Raw genomic sequence first — 25887 nt, forward strand, 5'->3', positions numbered from 1 at the left:
ATTGTCGCGTTTGGAAACTCTGGGTGAGTTCTAGCACTCATATTCCGTACCTATGGGTACGAAATATATTCAGTTCTTCCGAAGGAGTACTCGTCGCGTCGAATGGTCCGCGTCTTTGGAAAGGATGAGTTTGGCTCGTCCTCGGGTTGGTCTGACGTTGTGCAGCAGGTTTGGCTCGTTGATGCGCCGCCAGATATCCAAAGCCGTGCTCTTGGCTTCCTCGTCCGAGAGATTCGCGTATTTGCGGAAATACGATTCGGGGTCGGTGAACGCAGAACTTCGAAGTTTGAGGAAACGGTCGACGTACCATTGTTCTATATCGCTGGTGCGCGCATCCACGTAAATTGAAAAATCGAAGAAATCGCTCAATGCCAAAGCAGCCTTGTCGTCGGGGCGCAACTGTGCCGGGGCCAGAACGTTCAAGCCCTCGACAATGAGAACGTCCGGGCGAGTAACCACGGTCTCATCGTTTTCGAGGATGTCGTAGGTCAAATGCGAATACTTGGGCGCGGTGACAACGGGCGCGCCCGACTTGATCTCCGAAACGAAACGGAGAATGGCTCGCCGGTCGTAGGATTCGGGGAACCCTTTGCGCTGCATCAAACCTCTGGCTTCGAGCTCCGCATTGGGATATAGAAATCCGTCCGTAGTGACCAGCTGAACGTTGGGTGTGGTGGGCCAACGGCTCATCAGGGCTCGCAACAAACGGGCGGTCGTGGACTTGCCAGCGGCCACGGAACCGGCCACGCCGATGACGAAGGGCGTGCGCTGATGATCCTCGTGAAGGAACTGGTTCGTCTTCTGATTCAGGTCCCCGACCGAATTCGCATACAGGTTGAGCAGCCTGGAGAGGGGGAGGTAGACCTGGCGGACTTCCTCAACGTCGAGGGTCTCGCCGAGTCCACGGAGTCTTTCGATTTCTTCGGATGAGAGTGGCACATCGATTTCGTCCGATAGGCGCGACCAGGTTTCCCGGTCGAGCGACACGAACGGAGAAGTGCGTGATAATGCCGTCGCTTGGCTCATTGAAAAAAGTCTACGGCGGCTTGCTGACTATTCCGAATTCATTTCAGCAGGACCCCTCCGGCGCGAGAGTATCTTCGGCTTGGGCGAACCGGATAGGATACAGCCAAGCCGGACCCGCGGATGTCCTCGTCGGTCGCCGGTTTTGTCGATTTCACTTTCTCGGCCACGTTGTCCCGGATCCTCGTTTGGTCCTGGGTTCCGACCCCGGTTCGCAGAACGTGATCCCCCTGAACCTGGAGTCATCGTGTCCACCACATCTACCGCTTCCAGCGAGAAGAAGAAGGTCGGCGCGCGCGTGCGCGTGCAGAAATTCGGAACTTTCCTCTCCTCCATGATCATGCCGAACATCGGCGCATTCATTGCCTGGGGTCTGCTCACGGCCCTTTTCCTCTGGTCGGAAGACCCACAAGGAGGTCAGGGGCCGTTTGCCAATGAATACATCAATGCCGCACTGGGCCCCATGGTCACCTATCTGCTACCCATCCTCATTGCGTACACGGGCGGCAAGCTGATCCACGACGTCCGCGGCGGCGTCGTCGGCGCCGTGGCGACCATGGGCGTCATCCTGGCTACCTCGAGCCCGGTCTTCATCGGGGACAGCCCCGGCTCCCCGATGTTCCTGGGAGCCATGATCATGGGCCCCTTGTCGGCATGGATCGTCAAGAAATTCGACCAATTCATGGAGGGCCGGATCAAACCCGGGTTCGAGATGTTGGTCAACAACTTCTCCTCGGGCATCATCGGCGCGGGCCTCTCGATCGCTTCGATGTTCTGGTTGGCCCCGATCATGCATCTGCTGATGAATGTTGCGGGAGTAGCAGTTCAGTGGCTCATCGACATGCGTCTGCTGCCTCTCGCATCGATCTTGATCGAGCCAGCCAAGGTCCTGTTCCTGAACAATGCGATCAACCACGGAATCCTGACGCCTCTCGGCACGGATCAGGCGCTGCAGCAGGGCAAATCGATCCTGTTTCTCCTGGAATCGAACCCGGGTCCCGGCCTGGGGGTTCTCCTCGCGTACATCATCTTCGGACGCGGGAGTGCACGTGCCTCGGCCCCCGCAGCCGCTCTGATCCACGCGCTCGGTGGCATTCACGAGATCTACTTCCCTTACGTCCTGATGAAGCCGCAACTGTTGATCGCGACCATCTTCGGCGGAATGTCAGGGGTCTTCGTGGAACTCTTGTTCAACGCGGGCCTGCGCTCACCAGCGGCCCCGGGATCGCTGATCTTCCTCTATGTCAATGCGCCGCCGAACGCGATGTTGGGTGTGACCTTCGGGTGGGTCACCGCAACGATCGTTTCTCTGGTGATCGCCTCGGTGATACTCAAGGCCTCGAAGCAGGGCGATGACGATCTGGCCAAGGCCACATCCGACATGGAACGCATGAAGGGCAAGAAGTCCTCCGTGGCCGGTACTCTCGCGGGAGACCAGGGCAAGAACACGACGATCCGATCGATCGTTTTCGCCTGTGACGCCGGTATGGGCTCGTCCGCAATGGGCGCTTCCGTACTGCGCAACAAGATCAAGGACGCCGGATACGGCAACGACATCACCGTCGTCAACAAGGCGATCAACTCCCTGCAGGATGAGTTCGACCTCCTGGTCAGCCACGAGGATCTGGCGGATCGCGCGGCGGCCCCGACCCCCTCGGCTGCACACGTCACCGTGGACAATTTCATGAGTTCGCCGAGATACGATGAAATCGTCGAGCTGATCCGAGAACAGCGAGAAGGCACTACGAACGAAGAACCGGCCGCGGATCCGGCAGGGTCGACCGCAGCGGGAGCGACGGCATCGGGAGCGACACCGACGCCCACCGACACGCCCAGCCAGGAGGGAAGCGACCAGGAAATCCTGGGGGTTTCCTCGATCGTTCTGGGCGGTACCGCCACGAGTCGAGACACGGCGATCGACGAGGCGGGCAAACTGCTCGTCGATACGGGCAAGGTCGATCCCTCGTACATCGACTCGATGCACGAGCGCGAAGGCTCGGTTTCGACGTTCATGGGTAACGGTCTCGCTATTCCCCACGGCACCAACGAGGCGAAATCGGCGATCCATTCCTCGGCCATGTCCTTTGTGCGTTACGACGGCGGAGTCGACTGGAACGGCAAGCCGGCACGGTTTGTCATCGGCATCGCAGGTGCCGGTGGCGAGCACCTGAATCTGTTGCAGAAAATTGCAAAGATCTTCTCGAACAAAGAATCGGTGGCCCAGCTCGAGGCCGCCCAGACACCTGAGGAGATCCTCGAGATCTTCGGAAAGGTCAACGCATGAAAGCATTGCATTTCGGCGCCGGAAACATCGGGCGCGGATTCGTCGGCGTCCTGCTCCACGAGGCCGGCTACGAATTGGTCTTCGCGGATGTAGCCCAACCACTGATCGATTCGCTCAACGCCCAGCCGGCCTATACCGTTCACGAGGTCGGCAACGAACCCCGCGATGTTGAGGTGACCAATTTTTCCGGAGTCAACTCTGCTGATGACCCGGACGCATTGACCGAGCACATCCGCACCGCGGATATCGTCACGACGGCAGTTGGACCCACGGTCCTCAAGATCATCGCCCCCGCCATCGCCGAAGGTCTCCGGGCGCGTGCCGAATCGGGCGCGGGCAAGGTGGCCGTGATGGCATGTGAGAACGCGATCAACGCGACCGACGGTCTCGCCGAGGCGATTCGAGCGGCCTATCCGCAAGCGGACGACGTCGCCATTTTCGCGAATACCGCGGTCGACCGTATCGTGCCGAACCAAGCACCTGGGCAAGGGCTCGACGTTACCGTGGAGACCTATCACGAATGGGCCGTGAATTCGGGTCCGTTCGATGGACGGACTCCCGACATTCCGGGAGTCACCTGGGTGGAGGATCTGGCCCCGTACATTACGCGCAAGCTCTTCACCGTGAACACGGGGCATGCCGCGACCGCCTACTTTGGCTATGGAGCGGGAATCTCCAAGATCTCTGACGCTCTGGAGGATACCGACGTGCGCGCCAAAGTCGAGTCCGTGTTGGCGGAGACCAAGCTGTTGCTCGTCGAGAAGTTCGGATTCGCCCCCGAGGTGCAACAGTCCTATGTGGAGAAGATCCTGACACGGTTCACGAATCCGCACCTGCCGGACACTGTTGAGAGAGTCGGTCGCGCTCCGCTGCGCAAAATCTCTCGAAACGAGCGCTTCGTCGGACCGGCCGCGGAGCTTGCCGAAAACGGTCATTCCGCTGAGGCACTGGTCTTGGCGATCGGTGCGGCCCTTGCATTCGATGTTCCCGAGGACCCTGAATCCGTTGAACTGCGTCGCCGGTTGGCCGACGCGCACGGTAACCGTTCGGCCACGGATTCGTTGGTTGCCGAACTGACCGGCATCGAATCGTCTCACCCGCTGTTCACGGCGCTGTCCGAGGCTTTCTCGCAGGCGTGACCGGGGGTAGCGAATAGCGCACCGCGGCCCCGTTCCTGCATCAGGACCGGGGCCGCGTTCCACATCACGGTTAGCAAGGGAGAAAGCACGCCTTGGCTTAGGATAAGCTGAGCACATGTGTGGAATCGTTGGATATGTAGGCGAGCTCGGCTCGACCGAACGTCAGTACTATGCGCTCGACGTTGTTCTCGAGGGGCTCCGCCGACTTGAGTACCGCGGATACGACTCAGCCGGTGTGGCCGTCGTGTCAGGAAATCAGGTCGACTACCGCAAGAAGGCGGGCAAAGTCGCCGCCCTGGACGCGGAGCTGGAATCCAATCCGCTCCCTGACGCCATGCTCGGTATCGGGCATACCCGCTGGGCAACCCACGGTGGGCCCACGGATGCGAACGCGCATCCGCATGTCGTCGACCACGGTCGTTTGGCCGTAGTCCACAACGGCATCATCGAAAACTTCTCCGAGCTCCGTTCGGAGCTGGCCGGCAAGGGCTATGACTTCGTGTCGGAAACGGACACCGAGGTCGCCGCCACCCTTCTGGCCGATTACTACAACAATGATGCCGAAGGCGATCTCACGGCGGCTATGCGCATGACTTGCCGTCGGCTCGACGGGGCGTTCACCCTGTTGGCCGTCCACCAGGACCACGAAGACCGGATCGTCGCCGCTCGACGCAATTCTCCGCTGGTCATCGGTTTGGGTAAGAACGAGAATTTCTTGGGGTCGGATGTATCGGGGTTCATCGATTACACCAAGCAGGCCGTGGAAATGGGCAACGACCAGATCGTGACCGTTACCGCTGCCAGCTACGAGATCACCGACTTCGACGGCAAGCCGGCAGAAGGCAAGCCTTTTGAGGTCAAGTGGGATGCGACGCAGGCCGAGAAGGGCGGTTTCTCCTCCTTCATGGCCAAGGAAATTCACGATCAGCCGGCCGCGGTCCGCGACACTCTGCTGGGTCGTTTGGACGAGAAGGGCCGCTTGACCCTTGATGAACTCCATATCGACGAGGCTGTACTTCGGTCCGTGGATAAGATTGTTGTGATCGCTTGCGGAACCGCAGCATACGCCGGTCATGTCGCACGGTACGCGATCGAACATTGGTGCCGTATCCCCACCGAGGTCGAACTCGCTCACGAGTTCCGATATCGCGATCCGATTGTCAACGAGAAGACTCTTGTGGTGGCTCTATCGCAGTCGGGGGAGACGATGGACACGCTCATGGCCATCCGTCACGCACGCGAGCAGGGTGCCAAGGTCATCGCTATCTGCAACACCAACGGATCTTCCATTCCGCGTGAATCGGACGCCTCGCTGTATACCCACGCGGGCCCGGAGATCGCGGTCGCTTCGACCAAGGCTTTCCTCGCGCAGATCACCGCGGCTTATCTCTTGGGTCTGTACCTCGCCCAATTGCGCGGCAACATGTACTCGGATGAGGTCGTGGAGATCCTCGACGAGTTGCAAAAGATGCCTGAGAAAGTCCAACAGGTCATCGACGGCGAACAGCAGGTCCAGGACCTGGGCATCCAGATGAAGGATGCCTCATCCGTCCTCTTCCTGGGACGGCACGTCGGATTCCCCGTCGCGCTCGAAGGCGCTCTTAAACTCAAGGAAATCGCGTACATCCATGCCGAAGGATTCGCCGCGGGCGAGTTGAAGCACGGCCCGATCGCCCTGATCGAGGAGGGACAACCCGTCTTTGTCATCGTTCCCTCTCCTCGGGGCCGAGATTCCCTGCATGCCAAGGTGGTCTCCAATATTCAGGAGATCCGCGCCCGCGGTGCCATCACCATCGTGATCGCCGAAGAGGGCGACGAAGACGTCAAGCAATATGCCAACCACATCATTTATGTGCCCCAGGCACCGAGCCTGATGCAGCCTCTGCTGGCCACTGTGCCGCTGCAGATTTTCGCTAGCTCACTAGCCGGAGCCAAAGGCTACGACGTCGATCAGCCGCGTAACCTCGCAAAGTCGGTGACGGTCGAGTAATGACGTCGCGAAGACGCCCGCTGCACCCGTGTGGCGGGCGTTTCGTCTATCTTCGGGTATCCGGAGGGCGGGAAAAGGAGTTTGGCGTTGATCATGGGAACCGGAGTGGACGTCGTTGATATCGATCGATTCGCCCAGATACTCGGGCGTACTCCTCGATTGCGTGAAAGACTTTTCACGGAAGAAGAACGGGAGCTCCCGGCGCGCTCGCTGGCTGGTCGTTTTGCCGTCCGGGAAGCGGTGGCCAAGGCGCTGCATGCGCCCCCAGGAATGATCTGGAGACATTGCTGGATCGAGAAGAACCGATATGGTGCGCCCCGTCTCGTGGTAACCGGGACCATTCAGGAAACCGCGGAGCGGCTCGGCATCAATCGCTGGCACGTGAGTATCACCCATGATGGCGGAGTGGCCATGGCCAGCGTGATTGCGGAACGCTTGAGCGGGGAAGAACTTTCCGTAGCGCAGCGACTCGAGGAGATCACATGGGGCTGAAAACCTACACAGCGCGTCAAATCAAAGAGACCGAGAAGCCGCACGTGGACGCCGGGGTGCCGCTCATGGAACGCGCGTCCCACGGCCTCGGGGAGACCGCGGCCCGCCTGCTGGCCGAGCGCACCGGGACTGCCTTCGGAAAGCGCGCTCTCTTGCTCATCGGCAAGGGCAATAACGGTGGGGATGCGCTCTTCGCCGGAGCTTTTCTGCGGTCGGAAGGCATGAAAGTCACCGCGCTTCTGACCGAGGGTGATTGTCATGAACAGGGACGCAACGCCTTCGAAGAGGCGGGCGGAGACATCATCGGTCTTTCCAGTATGCCCTCGGCCGACGCCGTCGGAATCGCTCTCGAGAAGCTCCAGCATGCGGACCTGATCGTCGACGGAATCCTGGGAACGGGCGGCCGAGGTGGTCTTCGGGGCCTGGCTCAGGAGGTTGTACAGGGCATCACTGCGGAGCTGACCAGAACCAGAAGGGGAATGGAAACGGGCTCACGGAGGCGCCCCCTGATCATCGCATGCGACGCCCCCTCGGGACTGGACGCCACGACCGGGCAAGTTTTTGGCCCGGTTCTTCCCGCGGATGTCACCATCACTTTCATCGGAGCCAAGACCGGGCTGGTGGCCACACCCTCCCGAAGTCTGGTCGGAAAGATCGTGGTGCTGGATTTGGGGATCAGTGAGGGCCTCCCTGAATCAACGGTTCAGGTCCTCCAGAACAGCGACTTCCCGACGGCTTGGCCCTTGCCACGCGAGGGCGATCAAAAATACTCTCGGGGCGTCCTGGGCACGGTCGTTGGGAGCGATGAATTCCCCGGAGCCGGGCTCATGTGCATCCGGGCGGCGATCAATGCGGGGACCGGCATGGTCCGTTATACCGGCGGCGATTTCCTGGCCGGAACCGTTGCCGTCTCGTGTCCTGAGGCCGTAAGAACCGAATCGGTCGGCGCGCACCGCGTTCAGGCGTGGGCGATTGGCTCGGGGGCAACCGGCTCGGATCGAGAGCACGACATCCGTCATGCCATCGATTCCGGGTTGCCGTTGGTCGCCGACGCCGCCGCAATCGATATCCTCGCGAGGGACGCGGCCGACGGTGTTCGGGCGTCGCCGAATGTTCTCATGACTCCTCACGCGGGGGAGTTGGCCCAGGCTTTGGAGTGGTTCTCGCGCCTGAGGACCCGAGGGTCTTTCGAGCTCGCGGAAGCGGCTGAACAGTCGGGATGGCCCCACGGGGACTTCCCGGAGGAGGGTTTCCCCTCGCGAGATCACATCGAGGCATCGCCACTCGTCTGGGCACGGACCGCGCAGAAGGTTCTCGGGGGAACGATTTTGCTCAAAGGCGCCACCACGGTCGTTGCTGGGCCCAGTACGGCGTGGGTGCATTCGGGCAATAGCAACTGGCTCTCGACGGCCGGCTCGGGGGATACCCTGACGGGAATCCTGGGAGCGGGAATCTCAGCATTGGCCGCACGTGTGGAGAACGGGGGCGCGGATTCCGACGACGTCGATTCTTGGGGGCGCGTGGCCGCCGCGGGACTGCTGGTGCAAAGGGCCATGAGCACGCTGTCCCCGGGGCCAGTGCCGCCGACGATCGCGGCTGCCAGGATTCCTGAGGCTCTGGGCCGGTTGGCCGGTCAGTAGGCCCCGTCTTTGCCCACGACGGCCCGGACTGTTTTGCAGAGGACAATCAGGTCCCCGATGACCGACCAATTCTCGACGTAATACAGGTCCAAACGTGTCGATTCCTCCCAGGACAGATTCGAGCGCCCTGATACTTGCCAGAGACCGGTGATGCCCGGTTTGACCAGGAGCCGTCGATGAACGTCCTCCTCATACCTCTGGACTTCATCGTCCAGCGGTGGGCGGGGGCCGACCAGGGACATATCGCCGATCAGCACGTTCCACAATTGCGGGAGTTCGTCCAACGAATACCGGCGCATGAACCTGCCCACGCGAGTTACGCGGGGGTCATTGACCATCTTGAAGAGGACGCCCTGACCTTGATTCTGCTCCAAGAGCTGCGCCTTGAGCTCCTCAGCGTTGGGGACCATGGACCGAAACTTGAACATCGAGAAGGTCCGACCCCGGTGGCCGACGCGTTTCTGGGAGAAGAAGATAGGGCCGTGGGGCGAATCGATTTTGACCATCACCGCCAAGCACATCAGTAACGGTGCGAGGACCAAAAGCCCCGCAGCGCTCCCGAGGATGTCCAAGACCCTCTTGGTGAAAGCGGCTGGACCACCCATTCGCGGCGCCGACACGTGAATCAGGGGCAGACCGTTGAGGGGTTGAGTGTGAAAGCGTGGTCCCGCAATATCGGTCAGTGCGGGAGCCATCATCAAACCGACGCGTTCCTCCGCGAGCAACCAGCCCAGTTTGCGCATATTTCGGGGCCAAATGAGATGACCGGTGGACATGGCCACAACGTCAATGGCATGTTCTCGCACAACCTCCATGATCTTCACCAGGTTAGGGCTGTGTCCGAGAATCGGGACGTTGCCGTGGGATGCCAATTTCTCGGCATCCGGAAGGCCCGCGAAATAAACGCCTGCTGGAACGTAACCGTAATTCCTTGCCCGCTCCATGGTGCCCACCAAATGAGCCGTGGACTCGGCGTCACCGATGATGAGAGCTCGAATCAACGCACCGCCGTCGCGACGCCGATTGATTATCCAGCGGCGGAACATCAGCCGTTGAGCGAGAAGAAGAACAATGCCTAGGGGAGCAGCAATGAGCACGTACCCGCGAGCCAACTGAACCTTACTCGCATAGGCGAGGATGGCAATTCCCGCGAAAACCCACAACGAGGACGAGATGACTTTCCGGTATTCGTCATTGCCCGCGCCGAGAATGCGCGAATCCCTGGCCCCGCCCAGCCACATCGCGATCCACCAGGTCGTGGCCAGCAGGAACGAGATGATTCCGTATGCGATGGAATCATTGCCTCTGAACGGAAGCAGTTCGGAGCCATCTCGCCCGAATCGCAGAAATTGAGCCGAGGCCACGGCGATCGCTATCGCAGCGGCGTCTGTCAGGGACAACGCCTTAACGGCCTTGTTGTTCCACGACATTCTTTGGACGGTGGTCTTTTTGGGCGCGCTCAAGCCCGGATACGTTGTCATTGCCAGCGGATCCCCCTACCGCAACAAGCCAATAACTGTTAATCCGCCGTGATTGCCAAGGGCGGACGGAATATTACTGCATAGTACGGAACAATACTACCGAATTACGGCGTCAATTGCTTGTCCCTGCAAGTATGTGTTCGATTACTGCCGAGTAGTAACTTGGTAAGACGTTGTCGTCCATCGGCACGCAGACTTCCAGTTCTTCTTGCTCTTCCGAGACGAAGAGGCCAGGATCGTTGCAATCCGCTATGCCTATGGTCGGGATTCCTGCGGACGCTGCGGCGCCGGCCCACCCATGGTCGGCGACAACGAAATCGGGTCGTCCTCCTCCCTCTTGGAGTTGTTCGAGTACCAGCCTCATCGGCTCGGGATAGTGAGTGTGTGCCAGAGAACCGTATTGCTGGAACATCACAACGTCGTTGATCTGACGTAGGTCTCCACCCTTGAAAGGGATGCCCTCGCGGATTTCGATCACGTTCGCTCCGCCGGACCGGGCAGCGGTGGCCATGTGCTGATAGATCGGGAAGAGCCCGGCGGGGTGACCGGTCGCGAACAGGATGGAACCGCCTGTCCCGACCGCTTCCCAGAATCGGCGACGATAGCGGTCCAAAGCGTCTAGGCAGAGCTCGGTTCCGATAGTGTCTTGGCCTTCTACGTGGTCACGATCGGGATTGATGCCGCATCGCCGGACCATGAGATCGAAGATCTGTTCCCAGGTCCAGGTTCGTTTGAGCTCGACGCCGAATTCGAGATGCTCGTTGCCTTCCAAGAATCCCGTGATGTGTGCGAGGTTTATCTCCCGAGCCGTCGCGACCTCGCCGGTGATATGCGTTCTTTCCAAGTGTTCTGCCAAGGCGCTGAGGTCCTGGGTGGGCATTTTTCTCCTTCGTCGAGCGGGTTGTCCGAGATCTACAGGATGGCTGGCGCGGTGGTCGGGCGGACGAGGTCGGAATACAGGTCCCCCGTCCTCCTGGCTGCTTCATCCCACGTCAAAGTGCGAGCATGGCGCAGGCCGGCCGTGGCCAACTGTTCCCGGAGAGCCGGGGAGTGGGCCAAACGAACGATCTGGCGTGCCCACGCACGCGGAGTCCTGCTGCCCACGAGAATCCCGGATTCCCCGCCGTTCAGCGCGACTCGCAGTCCGCTCACGTCGGAAGCGAGAACCGGAGATCCACAAGCCTGGGCTTCCAGGGCCACGAGGCCGAAAGTCTCGGAGGAGGATGGGCAGGCTACCGCATCGCATCGGCGGAAAGCCTCGGCCAGCTCTTCGCGGCCGCTCGCAGGTATGAAAATGGACCGCTCGAGAACGCCCCGGTCCCGAGCAAGTTTCCGAAGGGAAGCTATGTACTCCTCGGATGCGGTGCCGCGGATTTCCAGACGGATGGAGGGCACATCTTTGGTGGCGAGAGCGATGGCCTCGATGAGTATTTCCGGTCCCTTGAGGGGCTGCGGACGGCCGGCGAAGAGAACCGTGAATTCTCGTTTGCTTGGCTCCGAGCGATTTTTGGGAACGTCCGAGGGCCTGAAGACATCGGTGTCCACCCCCGGCGGAATAATGTGAAGAGAATCAGGAGCGGCGTTGTAGAGACTCCGCATCTGATCGGCCTCGTGGCGGGTATTGACGACGACGGCCTCCGCGAGGCCGATGAGACGGCGCTCGGCGGCTGCTCGCGAGGCCGGCTCTTCCGGTTCCCCGTCCCCGGAGTGTGCGTTTTTCACCAGAGCGGTCGTGTGGAGCGTGAGGACGATGGGGGCGCGGGTACCCAAGGCTTCTCGGTAGGCCAAAGCCGCTTCGCCGGACAACCAGTAGTGAGCGTGAACGACGTCAGGTGACAGGGAACGATTCTGGGCGTAACGCGCACAGGCCCTGCCGAAAAGCTGTGTCAATTCCGCGAGCTTTTCTTTGGAAGCCGCGCGCGCCTCCGGAAGATAAATCGTGTGGACCACGTACCCGGGAAGAACCTGCGTGGACGCCGCGGACACTACGAAAGGATCGGAATCGTGATTATTCGGGACCTGCGACGGATCGGTGGCCAGGGTGAAAGCCTCAACGTGAAAACCTTGTGCGACAAGTGCCCGTGAAAGATACGCGATGTAGACGTTCATGCCGCCCGCATGTCCGTCTCCCGGCTGCGCCAAAGGAGAAGTGTGCATGCTGAAGAGGTGTACCGATTCCTGTTCGCCCGCGCCTGAAGTCCACACGGGCTCAACAATACGTCACACCGGCGCACGCCGCCGATGACGCAGTTGGTGCCGCTTTCGGAGGCACCTCGAAGTGAAGGGCGTCGGGAAGGTGAGAGAATAACCGCATGCAATCGGCAGAAGAAACCAGCGGTCCGGACGAGTCCGCATCGCAAACGAACTCCAAGTCCTGCGACCGACGCGCACCCGGGGGAAGCCAAGCACCGCCAGAACGTGCCGCTTTGATTGACCTGACGGCCATCGCGGCCAACGTCGAGCGCATCAAGGAAATCGCGGCGCCCGCGAAACTGATCGCGATTGTCAAAGCCGATGCCTACGGCCACGGAGCGATTCCCGTGGCCCGGACCGCCCTTGAAGCCGGTGCCGATGCTCTTGGCCTGGTCCACGTCCGCGAAGCCCTCGACCTGCGGTCGGAAGGTATTGACGGCCGCATGCTGGCCTGGCTACACACGCACGTGACCGATTTCGACGCTGCGCTCGAAAACGACATCGAGCTCGGCGTCTCCGGATGGGACCTCGATGCCGCTGCCGACGCCGCCTCGCGCACCGGAATCCCAGCGAAGATCCACCTCAAGATCGATACCGGACTCGGAAGAAACGGTTGCACGGTCGATGACTGGCCCGAGCTGGTGGACAGTGCCTCAAAACTTGAGTCCGAGGGACTTATTCGCGTCGTCGGAATCTTTTCGCATTTGGCCGTCGCGGACGAGCCGGAACGGCCAGAGACGGACAGCCAATTGGATCTGTTCGAAAAGGCCGTGCGCGTAGCTCGCGACGCCGGATTGAACCCCGAGCTGACGCACCTCGCCAACAGCCCGGGCACACTGACCGCCGAGCGTTATTCGACCGGGGACCGGAACAGGATGACGGCCGATGCTGTTCGAGTGGGCGTAGCGCTCTACGGTTTGTCCCCGATTCCGGACACACCGCCGGAAGCCTGGGGACTGAGGCCTGCCATGACGTTGCAGACCTTCATCAGCTCGGTCAAGGAGGTCCCTGCTGGGCAGGGAGTTTCCTACGGACTGCGGTACAACACGACCGAGCCGACGACGCTTGCCCTGATCCCCGTTGGCTATGCGGACGGAGTACCCCGGATCGCGACCGGCGGGCCCGTGCGCATCTACCCGAAGGGGGCCGAACCCAGAACCTTCCCGGAAGTCGGGCGCATTGCAATGGACCAGATGGTCGTGGACCTCGGCCGGCCGGGACTGTCGGATCCGGCCTTAGGATACTTGCACGCCCCGGTCGTGCTGTTCGGGTCCGGGGAGAATCCCTCGGTCGACGAGTGGGCTGCCGCGGCCGGAACCATCAACTACGAGATTGTGACGAGGATCTCGCCGCGAGTCGATCGAATCTATCTGCGAGAGGACAACGCGTGAGCTTTCCCATCGACCCGGTGTTCTCGACCGACCCCAATTCCCAAAGCCACGAGATCGAATTGACGCTCCACGGACCCGAAGCAACGGCCCGCGTGGCCCACGCGCTCGCGGGAAACCTCCGCCCCGGAGACCTTGTGGTTCTGACCGGTGAGCTGGGGGCGGGGAAGACGACTTTCACGCGCGCACTCGGATACGGGCTGGGCGTGCGGGGAAATGTCATCTCGCCGACCTTCGTGCTGTCTCGGATTCATCCGAACGACCCGGAAGGGGCCCGGCCCGGTGGTCCGGACCTCGTTCACGTGGATGCCTACAGGCTGTCGAGCCCGGAAGAGGTCGACGACCTGGACCTCGAATACACGATGGACCGCTCGGTAACCGTCGTCGAATGGGGTCGGGATCTTGTGGAGCACCTGAGCGATTCACGGGTCGACATCACCTTGGAAAGGTCACTGGGTGATGACGCCCCCATGATCGAAGGTGAGGAAGAAGACCTCGACCCGCGGCGGGCCATGATCACTTTCACTGGTCAGCGTTGGGGGGCTGCGGAAGTGGATCAACTGGTTCGTAAGTTCCGGGGTGCCGCTGAGGAGTAAGAGTCGAGCATTAGACTGTATGGCGTGCTCATTCTTGGTTGCGATACATCATCCATAGCCAGCGGCGCCCTCATCGAGGTCGAGGACCAGGCTGCCGGAGGCGAGCCGTACGCGGGCCCGCTCGAAATCCTCGGTAGCTTCCGTACCCACGACACCCGCTCGCATGCGGAGGCTATGGCTCCCGGTATCCGTCGTCTCCTGGACACTGCTGGGGTGCGCGGACAAGACCTCGGAATGATTGTGACGGGTCTCGGACCGGGGCCTTTCACCGGGCTCCGCGCAGGAATCACGACCGCCCGAACCATGGCGTGGGCGTGGCACGTACCGGTTCGAGGCGCTGTCAGTCTCGACGCGATCGCGGAAGGCTCCTTCCGAGACGCCCGCTCTTCGGGTTTTCGGGAGTTCCGGGTTGCAACGGATGCCCGACGGCGCGAAGTCTACAGTGCCGTCTATCGTCTCTCCGACACCGGGTCCGGGTGCTCCCCAGAACCGGGGTACGAAAGAATCTCCGGCCCCACCGTGGGGAACGCCGCCGAGCTCGACCCGGATCTGCCCACCGCGGGCAAGGGTGCCGGGTTGTACGACGTCGCGCTGGAAGCATTGACGGGACACGAGGAAGACGAGCCGTTGGCGGAGTTGTTGGTCGCCTCCGCGTTGCGAGCGGGTTTGAACGCGGCTCTCGAGACGACCTCCCCTCTGTATCTGCGGGAATCGGATGCCAAAGTTCCCGCCGGTCGAAAGCGAGCCACACGATGAGCCAGCCCGGCATCGGCCCACGGCCAGCGGCATCCGTTCCGGAAACAGACCTGGCGATAGATGCGCGCGGACTTCCTGCCGGATACCACGCCCGAGTGATGCTGCTCGACGATATCGAGGCCGTACACGCCCTGGAACTGACTCTCTTCCCCGAGGATGCCTGGCCAGTGGACATGTTTCTCGCCGAGATCGGACACCCCTCGCGCCGTTATACGGTGGTCGAGAAAGACGGGGTCATCATTGCATACGCCGGCATGATGGCGATCGCGGAGACCGGGGACATCCAGACAATTGCTGTACGGCCGGATCACGAAGGCAGGGGGGTCGGTCGATGGCTCATGACCCGGATGCACGACCAGGCGCGTGCCATGCGGGCCGAGACCATGATGTTGGAAGTCCGGGCTGACAACCCCCGGGCACAGAACCTCTACGGGTCCATGGGCTACCACAAGGTTCATAAGCGTCGAGGCTACTATCAGGGCGGCGTCGACGCCGTCATCATGAGTTTGGACCTGACCGATGACCGGGACCACAACAAGAAGGGACCAACCCATTGAGCAAGACCCGCGACCGGGTGTCCGAGCCGATCGTGCTGGGCATCGAATCCTCGTGCGATGAGACCGGTATAGGGATCGTTGCCGGTCATCGGCTGTTGACCAACACCGTCTCGTCATCGATGGAAGAGCACGTTCGCTTTGGTGGCGTTATTCCGGAAATCGCATCACGTGCTCATCTGGAGGCCATGACTCCCGCCCTCGAAGCTGCTCTCCATGATGCCGGGATCGGACTCGAGGACATCGACGCCATCGCCGTGACCAGCGGACCGGGATTGGCCGGGGCCCTCATGGTCGGGGTCAGCGCCGCAAAAGCGCTCGCCGTCGCCACGGGTAAGCCGCTCTACGCGATCAATCATCTTGTTGCCCATGTGGGCGTCGGACTTCTCGAGGACAGCGGAATCGAAGGTCATGGATTCGACGACATGGGGCAACTTCCAGCCGGTCTGGGTGCACTGCTGGTCTCGGGCGGTCACACCGAGATTCTCAAGGTCACCGATATCTCGCGGGACGTCACGTTGCTCGGGGCAACCTTGGACGATGCGGCAGGGGAGGCGTATGACAAGGTCGCACGAATCCTCGGTCTCCCGTACCCCGGCGGACCCGCAATTGATCACGCGGCATCCGGGGGAGACCCGAAGGCGTTCGCCTTCCCCCGGGGGCTGACCGCGTCGAAATACATGGGCACGCCCGACAAGCCCGGCAGCCACCGTTACGATTTTTCGTTCTCCGGTCTGAAAACGGCGGTGGCACGCGTGGTCGAAGGAATCGAAGCCGACGCGCGGAGGCTTCCTGTCGCCGACATCGCCGCGTCGTTCCAAGAAGCCGTCGCGGACGTTGTCACGGCCAAGGCCATGTTGGCCTGTGGTGAGAATGGGGTCGACACCCTTTTGCTCGGCGGGGGAGTCGCCGCGAACTCGAGGCTCAGGGAATTGGCTGCCGAGAGATGTACCGCCCATGGCATCCGACTCGTGGTTCCACAACTTTCACTGTGTACCGATAACGGCGCAATGGTCGCGGCCCTCGGCGCTCGATTGGTTATGGGCGACGTCGTTCCCAGTGGTCTGAACTTTACGGCCGATCCCTCAATGCAGGTCACGACCGTCTCTGTTCCCAGGGTCCAGGAAGCGTCCTAGAATTTCGTCGCTCAGGTTTCGGAATAACCGTAACGAGTGAGGTCGACCGTATCGCGCACGACGGCCCGCAACTGCTGCCCGTGCTCTTCGTAGACCCGACGTTGACGCAGATAACCGGGACCGCGCTCGAGTATTCGATGCACTCCCGCCAATTCTTCGGTACAGCCGAGTTCTCGGGCAATCGGTTCTAACCTCTCGACCAGCGCGGAGGTGTGCTCACGGACGGGTACAACCGTACCGTGTCCGTCCGTGATGACCTCGGCGTCCAACCCGTAGCGCGAGGCCCTCCACTTGTTCTCCTCGGCAAACCATCGCGGCATTGTGCCGATCCGGCCTCCGTCGTCGACTATTCGGGAAACCTCTTCGACTATGCATTGGGTCAGCGCCGTGATGGCGCCGATTTCTTCAAGGGTCGCAAGGCCGTCGCAAATGCGCATCTCCACGGTGCCGTACCGGGCAACGGGCCGGATGTCCCAGCGATTCTCGGATTCCTCGGCGATCATTCCGGTTGCGATGAGACCATCGATGTATTGCTCGTACTCGGTCCACTTCTCGAACTGGTACGGGACACCGCATGTAGGAATCTGTTGGAATACCATGGCCCGCTGTGAGGCGTACCCGGTGTCCACTCCCGCCCAATACGGGGAACTCGCCGACAGCGCCAAAAGATGCGGATAGTAGTTGACGAGCTGATTCACCGCAGGCAGTGCTTTGCTCCGGGAATCGACACCAACATGAACATGTACTCCGTAAACCAGCATTTGGCGTCCCCAGTATTGGGTACGGTTCAAAACCTTTTGATACCGGTCCTTCTCCGAGACTGGTTGCTCGGTCCACTTCGCATAAGGATGGGTGCCTGCGGAGAATAAATCCACACCCAGCGGGTCGGCCTCCTGCCGCATGACATCGGCGAGCTCCGAGAGCTGATCAATGGTTTCGGATACGTTTTCGCACACACCGGTGACCGCCTCGACGGTATTGGCCAGGAACTCCCGAGTGATCTGAGGAGAGAAACCATCCGGCTCTATGTATTGAGAGTGCGAAGATTCGAGGGCCGCGAGGATCTCTGCGGCGGCCGAGACGAGGTCGCCTGATTCACGGTCGGCCAGAGCGATTTCCCACTCGACGCCGAGGCTCGACTGTTCGGAGCTTGAAAAGGGGATCATGTGCATCCTCCCGGATTGGGTCAGTTCATCTTAGCCGGGCACGAGACGCGGAAACCTAGCATTAGGTCGTCGGCGACACACGGGTTCACGAGGAAGCCGCGTCCTGGAGCGCGCAGTCGGTCACTGGCTCATTCGGCGGACGACGAACGCGGCGCGTTGCTCGGTTTCCTGGGACTCCCAGCGAGTCAGGATTAGGGTTGCGTGCCGGCCCGCGGACGTCTTCTTGCCGCGTTTGGTACCAGCCAGCAACTGGCCCCGCAGAGTTTCAGGCACAATGTCGACCCCTCGCTTCTTGATCGTCAGCCCGGTGACCCCGTGATCTCGGACCCACTTTTTCAAGGTCTTGGGTCCCATCGGCAGAGACTCCTCGACGGCCCAACACGTTGCTCCGGGAATATTGAGTCCCTGCTCGGAGGTGAAATAAGCGATCCGCGGGTCCAAGAAATGGCCCTCGACGGCGGAGGCCAGCTGATCGATGAGTCCCGCGCGGATCACGGCTCCGTCAGGCTCATAGAGGTACGCCGCAGGAGGGCCTGTACGAGGTTCGGACAATGACCCCTCGACGTCGTGGCCGAATTCCGAACCGGACGAGAAATGCGCGATCACGTGTGGCTCCAAGGGGTCGGAGTCCAGAACTGTGGCCGAGCGTCTGACACCAGGGCGGGCCAACCCGTTGAACCAAAGGGTCAGTTCGACAACGTCTCCGCCGCAACTGACCCACTCCGCTTCGGCGTTGCTCGGTATGTCGGCGTGCTCCATTCCCGGCCCCATCTTGACCCCCATCGCGATGCCGGTCGAGGCCCAGCGTTCGATCTGGGAGAACGGCGGGGCGAAGGCCTCAGGATCGAAGAGTCGGCTGACGCGACCTTGTTCCGTCTCGCGTCGGGCAGGATCGAGCCATAGCGCACGGATCGGCTCCCCACCGACCGTGCGCAAGGTCGTGGTGTCGACATCCGTGACGTCTCCGGTGCGCACCTCGGACGTGGCATGTGTCGACAGGTTGTGGCGGGCCACAGACGCGGTATCAGGATCGATTTCATAGGACAGAACGGACAGGCCGGCGCGCAGGAACGCCGCGGAGTCGGACCCGATCCCGCATCCGAGATCGGCGACCGAATCGATGCCCGCCCGTTGGAACCGTCGTGCGTGCCACTGGGCGACGCTGGCGCGAGTGGCTTGTTCGAGCCCGGGCCTGGTGAACAACATTCGTTCGGCTTCCTGGCCGAATTTCAATCGCGCCTGCGCTCGGAGTTTGGCTTGGGTCAGGAGCGCGGAGGCCCTATCAGGGGGAAAACCTTGTTTGCGCAGAGCCGTGGAGAGCGCCAATGCGTTCTCTTCCCTGTACTCCAGCGCATCGAGGGCATTGAGCTCCTCGGAAGTGAATAAATGCGTCACGGGACCACCCTACCGAGGCCTGTGGACGGCCGATGTGACACTTTCTTCCCGCTGTGGGCGAAAACTGGCACTCGCCTTGACCCTCTGCTAACCCTCCGAATAGAGTCGTCTTTAGCACTCTGGGACTCAGGGTGCTAAATGGGCCTGGCGCTCAATCGGCACCGCGACGACGGTTGGCACGCCCCTCACGGCTCACGCCAAGAATTGATCCATCCAAGGAAGAAGGTCACTCATGTCCGTCTCCATCAAGCCTCTCGAGGACCGTATTGTCGTTCAGCCCGTCGAGGCTGAGCAGACCACCGCATCCGGCCTGGTCATCCCGGATACCGCCAAGGAAAAGCCCCAGGAGGGCAAGGTCGTGGCCGTTGGCCCCGGCCGCGTTGACGACAAGGGCAACCGTGTTCCCGTCGACGTTCAGGAAGGTGACGTCGTCATCTACTCCAAGTACGGCGGAACCGAGGTCAAGTACTCGGGCGAGGAATTCCTCGTGCTTTCGGCACGTGACGTGCTGGCCGTTGTCGAGAAGTAACAACTCGGCAATCCCGCACTTTTTCTAGACCTGTGTAAGGAGTCATGTAGTTCATGGCAAAACAGTTGGAATTCAACGATGCAGCCCGCAAGGCCCTCATGGCCGGTGTGGACAAGCTCGCCAACACGGTCAAGGTGACTCTCGGCCCGCGTGGTCGCAACGTCGTTCTGGACAAGCAGTGGGGCGCTCCCACGATCACCAACGACGGCGTGACCATTGCTCGCGAGGTCGAGCTCGATGACCCGTATGAGAACCTTGGCGCGCAGTTGGCCAAGGAAGTCGCCACCAAAACCAACGATGTTGCCGGTGACGGCACCACGACGGCCACCGTTTTGGCCCAGGCCTTTGTGAATGAGGGTCTGCGAAACGTTGCGGCCGGAGCTGCACCGAGCGAGATCCGGGCCGGTATCGAAGCGGCGGTCAAAGCAGTATCCGAGCGTCTCCGCGAGAATGCGCGCGAGGTCGAAGGCCAAGAAGTCGCTCAAGTAGCGGCCATCTCGGCTCAGTCCCCGCAGATCGGCGAGCTCCTCGCCGAAGCCTTTGAGAAGGTCGGCAAGGACGGCGTCATCACCATCGAAGACGGCTCCTCGACCGAAATCGAGCTGTCCGTCACTGAAGGCATGCAGTTCGACAAGGGCTATCTCTCGCCCTCCTTCGTCACCGACGCGGAGCGGCAGGAAGCGGTTCTCGAGGACTCGGCCATTCTGATCTACCAAGGGAAGATCTCGGCGATCGCCGACCTCATGCCCTTGCTGGAAAAGGTTGTTCAGGCCAAGAAGCCGTTGACGATCATCGCCGAGGACGTCGACGGTGAAGCATTGTCCACGCTCGTGGTCAACAAGCTGCGCGGCAACCTGAATGTTGTTGCGCTCAAGGCCCCGGGCTTCGGTGACCGTCGCAAGGCGATCATGCAGGACCTGGCTGTCCTGACCGGTGGCGAGGTCATCACGAGCGAACTCGGCATCTCGCTGGACTCCGTGTCCCTCGAGCAGCTGGGCAATGCCCGCCGCGTGACCGTCACCAAGGACAACACGACGATCGTCGACGGCAGTGGATCTGCCGAGGACGTCGCTGAGCGGGTCGCCCAGCTGCGTTCCGAGATCGAGCGCGTGGACTCCGAATGGGATCGCGAGAAGCTCAAGGAACGTCTGGCCAAGCTTGCCGGCGGCGTCTCGGTGATCAAGGTCGGCGCGGCCACTGAGGTCGAGGCCAAGGAACGCAAGCACCGCATTGAGGACGCCGTGTCCTCGACTCGTGCGGCGCTCGAAGAAGGCATCGTCGCGGGCGGCGGTTCCGCTTTGGTTCACGCGTCCAAGGCACTCGACGCCGACCTGGGATTGCAGTCCGAGGATGCTCGGACCGCGGTCGACATCGTGCGTCGTTCCTTGGTGCAGCCGTTGCGCTGGATTGCGGACAACGCGGGAGCTGATGGCTACGTTGTGGCCTCCCGCATCCGGGACCTCGAACCTGGCCAAGGCTACAACGCTGCGACCGGCGAATACGAGGATCTCATCAAGGCCGGAGTCATCGATCCGGTCAAGGTCACCCGATCAGCACTCGAGAATGCGGCTTCCATCGCCTCACTGGTTCTGACCACTGAGACGTTGGTTGTTGACAAACCCGAGGAGGACGAGGACTAGTCCTCGTTCGCGCGATTCATTCGTCCCCGCCACGTTTCAGTGGCGGGGACGTTTTTTATGTATCGATGCTTTGATCTGAGGGAGCACGAGGACGCGACGGGACCGCGGCGGTCTCAGTCCCAGGGCCGAAGCCCGAAAACCCACGGGACCTGGGGAGATGGCCGTGAATGATCTCATCACCCTGGCATTTGCTCGCCCGGGCTCGGCAACGATTACACTTGCGTCGGCGACAATCAGTTGAGGCAACGTTCGTCAGACGTGCTTTAAACGTCATACGCCGATGTAGCATTCGTCACCATCGTCGCAAGCCATGAAGATTCAAAAATCAACTACACCGGGAATCCAGGAGTTCCGTCTAGGGCCGATGCGCTCACTGAGCATTGCCCACCAACACGCTGAAAGGTTTGCTGGTGAGTTGATCAGCGCTGATTCGCTAAGTTTCCTCGACAGGCGCCTATTATGAACACCGAATGTCCGACCGAGGGTAATGGACTCCCTGGGAGCGATCTCCGGAGCGCTTCGCATCACACGAACTGAACGAGATATCGCCTCCTCCGAGGCTGACACAGGATCTTGAATGACTGATACGCACGGGACAGGTGGGCATGGCTCACCGCTGAAGGAAGCGCCAACGCCGGAGGCCGGCCCGCGCAAGAAACGAGCTTTTCGGCCTGAAATCCAAGGGCTACGAGCTTTTGCGGTGCTGCTGGTGGCGATCTACCACATCTGGTTCGGCCGGGTCTCTGGCGGCGTCGATGTCTTCCTCATGATCTCCGCGTTCCTGATGACCCTTTCCTTCACGGGCAAGATCGAGCGCGGCGTCAAGGTCGGCTGGTCGGAGCTGACCAAGTACTGGGTTCACGTCTTCAAGCGCATCATGCCTTTGGTTGCCATCATCGTGGCCGGATCCCTGATCGCAACCCGTCTTTTCATCTCGCCCGATCGATGGCTCTCGATCATGCACGAGGCGTTCTCGGTCATTTTCTATTACGAGAACTGGTTCTCGATCGCGAATGCGGTTGACTATTATGCTGCGGATTCCGGCGCGGCCTCGCCGTTCCGACACTTCTGGTCGTTGTCGATCCAGGGCCAGATCTTTGTGATGTGGCCTTTGCTCTTTGCGCTCGGCAGCTTGGTGGTCCGGAAATTCCAAGCTCGGGCCCGGGTGATACTGGCGATCATCTTCGCGGTTGTCTTCGTCATCTCCTTCGGGTTCTCGGTGTACTACACCTACTCGAACCAGACGGCTGCGTACTTCAACACGTTCGCGCGGCTTTGGGAGTTCGCTATGGGGTCCCTGGTGGCCATCGTGCTGCCATGGATACGTGTCAGAACTGGCGTGGGCGCGGTGCTGAACTGGGTCGGGTTGCTCGCGATTCTTCTGTGCGGGGCACTATTGGACGTCCAGGGCCAGTTCCCTGGATTCATCGCTCTGTGGCCGACACTGGCCGCAAGCTTCATCATCATTTGCGGACAATCGACCACTCGATGGGGAGCCGATCGCCTGTTGAAATGGAAACCGCTGGTATGGCTGGGCTCCAATTCCTATGGTCTGTATCTGGTCCACTGGCCGTTGCTGGTGTTCTATTTGACTTTGACAGGTCGCGAGAAAGCCGGCTTCTTCTCCGGCGTAGGGCTGCTCGTGCTGTCGATTATTCTCGCGTACTTGTTGACGAAGCTGATCGATACCCCGATTCGTCGGTGGAAGTGGTCCGAGACCAAGAGATGGCGGGCCGGCGTCGTGATCCTCGCTTGCGTCGTCGTCGGAGCGGGTTCCGTGCTCGCCTGGCAGGCACGCATTGCATACGTGACCCAAAAAATCGAAGCCTCTGCAGACAAAAACAATCCGGGTGCGGAGATTCTCGACCCGGATTACACCTACAAGGGCGATGCGAAGGCAGGCTTGCTCCCCACCGCGTTGACACGAAGCAATGATTTCGCGGAGGTCAACGGTCTCGGAGAGGAATGTTCGAAGGACAAAGACTTCGACAAGGATCTGCATGGGTTGACGGGTGAGCAGTGCTACCGAGTGGTGAAGAACGATCATCCGAGCAAGCATGTGGTGGCTGTGGGCAACAGCCACACCGAACAGTGGATGACGGCTCTGAAGCAGAAAGCTGAAGACGACAACTGGGATCTCACTTTTGTCCGTCATCCCGGTTGCTTCTTCACCAACGTGGACGACAACTGGTTCTCCGGGGAGTGCCAGGAATGGCTTCCGAAGGCCGAGGCCGCCATCGGTGATTGGCACCCCGACAATCTGGTCATTCAGTCCACCTTCTCGTCCTACGACGGTGCGGCCGAAGGAATCCGGGCGGGGACCGAGGACCAAGTCCGCAAGTGGACGAGCGAAGGCGTCGGCGTGATCGGTATCCGCGACAACGCCCGCTTCGGCGAATCCCATACCGAGTGCGAGCAGGGTAAGAGCTTCGAAGACTGCACTTTCCCGCACGTGACCGCCCACACCCCGGACCCGACAGCGCCATGGCGGTCGCAGATTCCCGGGTACGGGTCGGTCGACATGGACGATTTGGTATGCCCTGATGGCGGGTGCCCGCCAGCGGTGGGGAACGTCTACACCTACATCGACGACAACCACCTGACGGCTACATACGTGAGAAGTATGCAGAAGTTCTTCGACCAGCGTTTCGACGACGCGGCGAACATTTCCGGTGACGCCTTGGCACCGCGATAGCCAACAGCATTCTCGTTCCTCGCGTCGGAACGAAGCCTCCGGCGCGAGGAACGAGAATTGGCCAGGCACGCCGGGCGGACGAGTCATCTTCCGGCTCATAACGAACAAGGCATGGTTTCAGTCACCAACCGCCGGTCCGGGGAGCGACTTGCGGGGGGTATCGTCATATGATGAAAGGCAATAGCTCGGGGTGCCGAGAGGCACTCGCTGAGACGCAAGACGTGAAAGGTCCTATTCCCTTGACCCAGCCCACCGCACTGTCTGACGATCCCTTCGGCCTGACGGGTCTGACGTACGACGACGTTCTTCTCCTCCCGGGAAATACCGACGTCAACCCTTCCGAAGCGGATACAACGACGCGCTTGTCCAGGAGGATCAACCTCAAGTCTCCGGTTATATCGGCTGCTATGGATACCGTTACCGATTCGAGGATGGCCATTGCTATGGCCCGCCTGGGCGGCATGGGAGTCATCCACCGAAACTTGTCGATTCAGGACCAAGCCGAACACGTTGACCGTGTCAAGCGAAGCGAATCGGGCATGATCACCAATCCGGTGACCATTTCCCCTAGGGCGAGTCTCCGTGAACTGGACGATTTGTGCGGACACTTCAAGGTTTCCGGACTGCCCGTCGTCGACGACGGAGGGAAACTTCTCGGGATCATCACCAACAGGGACACTCGGTACTTGTCCGAGGACGAATTCGAGGACCGCACGGTCGAAGAGATCATGACCAAAATGCCCCTGGTGGTCGGGCACGAGGGTATGGCCAAGGAAGAGGCGTTCGGCCTCCTGGCCGCCCACAAGATCGAGAAGCTGCCCCTCGTGGACGACGACGGACGACTCACTGGCCTCATCACCGTCAAGGACTTCACCAAGACTGAGCAGTACCCTAATGCAACCAAGGACGAAGAAGACAGGCTCCGCGTGGGGGCAGCAGTCGGCTTCTTCGGCGATGGCTACGAACGTGCGATGGCGCTGATCGACGCGGGCGTGGACGCTCTCTTCATCGATACCGCCAACGGTCATTCGCAGGGTGTACTGGACATGATCGCCCGCCTGAAGAAGGACCCTGCGGCCGAGCACGTAGACATCATCGGTGGACAGGCCGCTACCCGCGAAGGCGCTCAGGCAATCGTCGACGCCGGTGCGGACGCCGTGAAAGTCGGCGTCGGCCCGGGTTCCATCTGCACGACCCGTATCATCGCGGGAGTCGGGGTCCCACAGATCACCGCGATCAACGAATCCGCCAAAGCGACCATTCCCGCGGGCGTTCCGCTGATTGCCGACGGCGGCCTCCAACACTCCGGTGAAATCGGCAAGGCCATGGTTGCCGGTGCCGACTCCGTGATGCTCGGGTCCATGTTGGCCGGTTGCGACGAGTCGCCGGGAGATCTGATCTTCATCGACGGGAAACAATTCAAGGCTTACCGCGGCATGGGCTCACTGGGCGCAATGCAGACACGGGGCAAGAACGCCTCCTTCTCCAAGGACCGTTATTTCCAAGCTGACGTCAAGAGCGAGGACAAACTGATCCCGGAGGGCATCGAAGGGCAGGTCGCATACCGTGGACCTCTCTCCGCGGTTCTGCACCAGCTGGAAGGCGGGCTTCGCCAGACGATGTTCTACGTCGGTTCGATGACGATCGAGGAGCTCAAGAACAAGGGCAAATTCGTTCGCATCACCCCGGCCGGTCTCAAGGAATCGCATCCTCACGACATCATGATGACCGTCGAGGCCCCCAACTACCGTCGCTAGCTCGGTCACGCCGGCCTACGGCGTGCGGAAGGA

Annotated in this window: 20 protein-coding genes; 14 read left to right on the forward strand and 6 right to left on the reverse strand. The window is 61.0% G+C overall.

Going from position 1 to position 25887, the window contains the following annotated elements:
• Nucleotides 1-69 precede the first annotated feature (69 nt).
• On the reverse strand, nucleotides 70-1026 hold the full coding sequence (coaA, locus tag EWV35_RS02025; RefSeq protein ID WP_129657662.1) for a type I pantothenate kinase: 957 nt from the start codon (nucleotides 1024-1026) through the stop codon (nucleotides 70-72).
• A 244-nt stretch (nucleotides 1027-1270) separates the two neighbouring features.
• Here coaA and EWV35_RS02030 point away from each other — a divergent pair, with 244 nt between their 5' ends.
• The 5 genes from EWV35_RS02030 (at nucleotide 1271) to EWV35_RS02050 (ending at nucleotide 8568) form a co-directional block, all read left to right on the forward strand.
• Nucleotides 1271-3307 (forward strand): PTS mannitol transporter subunit IICBA, encoded by a 2037-nt coding sequence (locus tag EWV35_RS02030; RefSeq protein ID WP_129657663.1) that lies wholly within the window; start codon nucleotides 1271-1273, stop codon nucleotides 3305-3307.
• Nucleotides 3304-4446, forward strand: a complete 1143-nt coding sequence (locus EWV35_RS02035) for a mannitol-1-phosphate 5-dehydrogenase (RefSeq protein ID WP_129657664.1) — start codon at nucleotides 3304-3306, stop codon at nucleotides 4444-4446. Before EWV35_RS02030 ends, EWV35_RS02035 begins: the two co-directional genes overlap by 4 nt.
• A 115-nt stretch (nucleotides 4447-4561) precedes the next feature.
• On the forward strand, nucleotides 4562-6436 hold the full coding sequence (gene glmS / locus EWV35_RS02040; RefSeq protein ID WP_129657665.1) for a glutamine--fructose-6-phosphate transaminase (isomerizing): 1875 nt from the start codon (nucleotides 4562-4564) through the stop codon (nucleotides 6434-6436).
• 87 nt (nucleotides 6437-6523) lie between these two features.
• The gene (locus EWV35_RS02045; protein WP_129657666.1) at nucleotides 6524-6928 is read left to right on the forward strand and encodes a holo-ACP synthase; all 405 of its coding nucleotides are present in this window, start codon (nucleotides 6524-6526) and stop codon (nucleotides 6926-6928) included.
• The gene (locus tag EWV35_RS02050) at nucleotides 6919-8568 is read left to right on the forward strand and encodes a bifunctional ADP-dependent NAD(P)H-hydrate dehydratase/NAD(P)H-hydrate epimerase (RefSeq protein ID WP_129657668.1); all 1650 of its coding nucleotides are present in this window, start codon (nucleotides 6919-6921) and stop codon (nucleotides 8566-8568) included. The genes EWV35_RS02045 and EWV35_RS02050 overlap by 10 nt, the downstream gene beginning before the upstream one ends.
• Here EWV35_RS02050 and EWV35_RS02055 read toward each other — a convergent pair.
• From EWV35_RS02055 to EWV35_RS02065, 3 genes are all read right to left on the reverse strand, one after another.
• Nucleotides 8562-9998 (reverse strand): sugar transferase, encoded by a 1437-nt coding sequence (locus EWV35_RS02055; protein WP_238654032.1) that lies wholly within the window; start codon nucleotides 9996-9998, stop codon nucleotides 8562-8564. The two genes, EWV35_RS02050 and EWV35_RS02055, sit on opposite strands and share 7 nt — an antisense overlap.
• Before the next feature lie 163 nt (nucleotides 9999-10161).
• The gene (locus EWV35_RS02060; RefSeq protein ID WP_129657672.1) at nucleotides 10162-10929 is read right to left on the reverse strand and encodes a phosphatase; all 768 of its coding nucleotides are present in this window, start codon (nucleotides 10927-10929) and stop codon (nucleotides 10162-10164) included.
• 32 nt (nucleotides 10930-10961) lie between these two features.
• Entirely contained in the window at nucleotides 10962-12206 is a 1245-nt protein-coding gene (locus EWV35_RS02065) for a glycosyltransferase (protein WP_129657674.1), read from the reverse strand.
• A gap of 155 nt (nucleotides 12207-12361) precedes the next feature.
• Between EWV35_RS02065 and alr the strand changes: the two genes are divergently transcribed.
• From alr to tsaD, 5 genes are read left to right on the forward strand one after another with little or no spacing between them, the layout of a single operon-like run.
• Nucleotides 12362-13633, forward strand: coding sequence for an alanine racemase (gene alr, locus EWV35_RS02070; RefSeq protein ID WP_129657676.1), 1272 nt, complete (start codon nucleotides 12362-12364; stop codon nucleotides 13631-13633).
• Between the two features lie 53 nt (nucleotides 13634-13686).
• A complete protein-coding gene (tsaE, locus tag EWV35_RS02075) occupies nucleotides 13687-14226 on the forward strand; it encodes a tRNA (adenosine(37)-N6)-threonylcarbamoyltransferase complex ATPase subunit type 1 TsaE (protein ID WP_193554070.1) in 540 nt (179 codons plus the stop codon).
• 24 nt (nucleotides 14227-14250) lie between these two features.
• Entirely contained in the window at nucleotides 14251-14982 is a 732-nt protein-coding gene (gene tsaB / locus EWV35_RS02080; protein ID WP_129657678.1) for a tRNA (adenosine(37)-N6)-threonylcarbamoyltransferase complex dimerization subunit type 1 TsaB, read from the forward strand.
• Nucleotides 14979-15539, forward strand: a complete 561-nt coding sequence (rimI, locus tag EWV35_RS02085) for a ribosomal protein S18-alanine N-acetyltransferase (RefSeq protein WP_238654034.1) — start codon at nucleotides 14979-14981, stop codon at nucleotides 15537-15539. The genes tsaB and rimI overlap by 4 nt, the downstream gene beginning before the upstream one ends.
• Complete coding sequence (gene tsaD, locus EWV35_RS02090) at nucleotides 15536-16672, forward strand: tRNA (adenosine(37)-N6)-threonylcarbamoyltransferase complex transferase subunit TsaD (RefSeq protein ID WP_238654035.1); 1137 nt, start codon at nucleotides 15536-15538, stop codon at nucleotides 16670-16672. Before rimI ends, tsaD begins: the two co-directional genes overlap by 4 nt.
• Nucleotides 16673-16683: 11 nt before the next feature.
• On the opposite strand, the gene EWV35_RS02095 is transcribed toward tsaD, so the two are convergent.
• Both EWV35_RS02095 and EWV35_RS02100 read right to left on the reverse strand, forming a co-directional pair.
• The gene (locus tag EWV35_RS02095) at nucleotides 16684-17838 is read right to left on the reverse strand and encodes a glutamate--cysteine ligase (protein WP_202976015.1); all 1155 of its coding nucleotides are present in this window, start codon (nucleotides 17836-17838) and stop codon (nucleotides 16684-16686) included.
• A 120-nt stretch (nucleotides 17839-17958) separates the two neighbouring features.
• Entirely contained in the window at nucleotides 17959-19233 is a 1275-nt protein-coding gene (locus EWV35_RS02100) for a THUMP-like domain-containing protein (protein WP_129657682.1), read from the reverse strand.
• A 232-nt stretch (nucleotides 19234-19465) separates the two neighbouring features.
• Between EWV35_RS02100 and groES the strand changes: the two genes are divergently transcribed.
• From groES to guaB, 4 genes are all read left to right on the forward strand, one after another.
• On the forward strand, nucleotides 19466-19762 hold the full coding sequence (gene groES / locus EWV35_RS02105) for a co-chaperone GroES (protein WP_129313947.1): 297 nt from the start codon (nucleotides 19466-19468) through the stop codon (nucleotides 19760-19762).
• A gap of 53 nt (nucleotides 19763-19815) precedes the next feature.
• On the forward strand, nucleotides 19816-21402 hold the full coding sequence (gene groL, locus EWV35_RS02110; protein WP_129657684.1) for a chaperonin GroEL: 1587 nt from the start codon (nucleotides 19816-19818) through the stop codon (nucleotides 21400-21402).
• Between the two features lie 577 nt (nucleotides 21403-21979).
• A complete protein-coding gene (locus EWV35_RS02115; protein ID WP_129657686.1) occupies nucleotides 21980-24097 on the forward strand; it encodes an acyltransferase family protein in 2118 nt (705 codons plus the stop codon).
• 239 nt (nucleotides 24098-24336) lie between these two features.
• Complete coding sequence (gene guaB / locus EWV35_RS02120; protein ID WP_238654037.1) at nucleotides 24337-25854, forward strand: IMP dehydrogenase; 1518 nt, start codon at nucleotides 24337-24339, stop codon at nucleotides 25852-25854.
• Nucleotides 25855-25887 lie beyond the last annotated feature (33 nt).

Source organism: Rothia uropygialis, assembly GCF_004137765.1.
Taxonomy (GTDB): Bacteria; Actinomycetota; Actinomycetes; order Actinomycetales; family Micrococcaceae; genus Rothia.

Bases quoted from the DNA above. Each gene is read 5' to 3' on its own strand.
- coaA (WP_129657662.1), bottom strand. From the start codon at position 1,026: ATGAGCCAAGCGACGGCATTATCACGCACTTCTCCGTTCGTGTCGCTC.
- EWV35_RS02035 (WP_129657664.1), top strand. From the start codon at position 3,304: ATGAAAGCATTGCATTTCGGCGCCGGAAACATCGGGCGCGGATTCGTC.
- glmS (WP_129657665.1), top strand. From the start codon at position 4,562: ATGTGTGGAATCGTTGGATATGTAGGCGAGCTCGGCTCGACCGAACGT.
- EWV35_RS02050 (WP_129657668.1), top strand. From the start codon at position 6,919: ATGGGGCTGAAAACCTACACAGCGCGTCAAATCAAAGAGACCGAGAAG.
- EWV35_RS02055 (WP_238654032.1), bottom strand. From the start codon at position 9,998: ATGTCGTGGAACAACAAGGCCGTTAAGGCGTTGTCCCTGACAGACGCC.
- EWV35_RS02060 (WP_129657672.1), bottom strand. From the start codon at position 10,929: ATGCCCACCCAGGACCTCAGCGCCTTGGCAGAACACTTGGAAAGAACG.
- EWV35_RS02065 (WP_129657674.1), bottom strand. From the start codon at position 12,206: ATGCACACTTCTCCTTTGGCGCAGCCGGGAGACGGACATGCGGGCGGC.
- alr (WP_129657676.1), top strand. From the start codon at position 12,362: ATGCAATCGGCAGAAGAAACCAGCGGTCCGGACGAGTCCGCATCGCAA.
- rimI (WP_238654034.1), top strand. From the start codon at position 14,979: ATGAGCCAGCCCGGCATCGGCCCACGGCCAGCGGCATCCGTTCCGGAA.
- EWV35_RS02095 (WP_202976015.1), bottom strand. From the start codon at position 17,838: ATGATCCCCTTTTCAAGCTCCGAACAGTCGAGCCTCGGCGTCGAGTGG.
- groES (WP_129313947.1), top strand. From the start codon at position 19,466: ATGTCCGTCTCCATCAAGCCTCTCGAGGACCGTATTGTCGTTCAGCCC.
- groL (WP_129657684.1), top strand. From the start codon at position 19,816: ATGGCAAAACAGTTGGAATTCAACGATGCAGCCCGCAAGGCCCTCATG.
- EWV35_RS02115 (WP_129657686.1), top strand. From the start codon at position 21,980: ATGACTGATACGCACGGGACAGGTGGGCATGGCTCACCGCTGAAGGAA.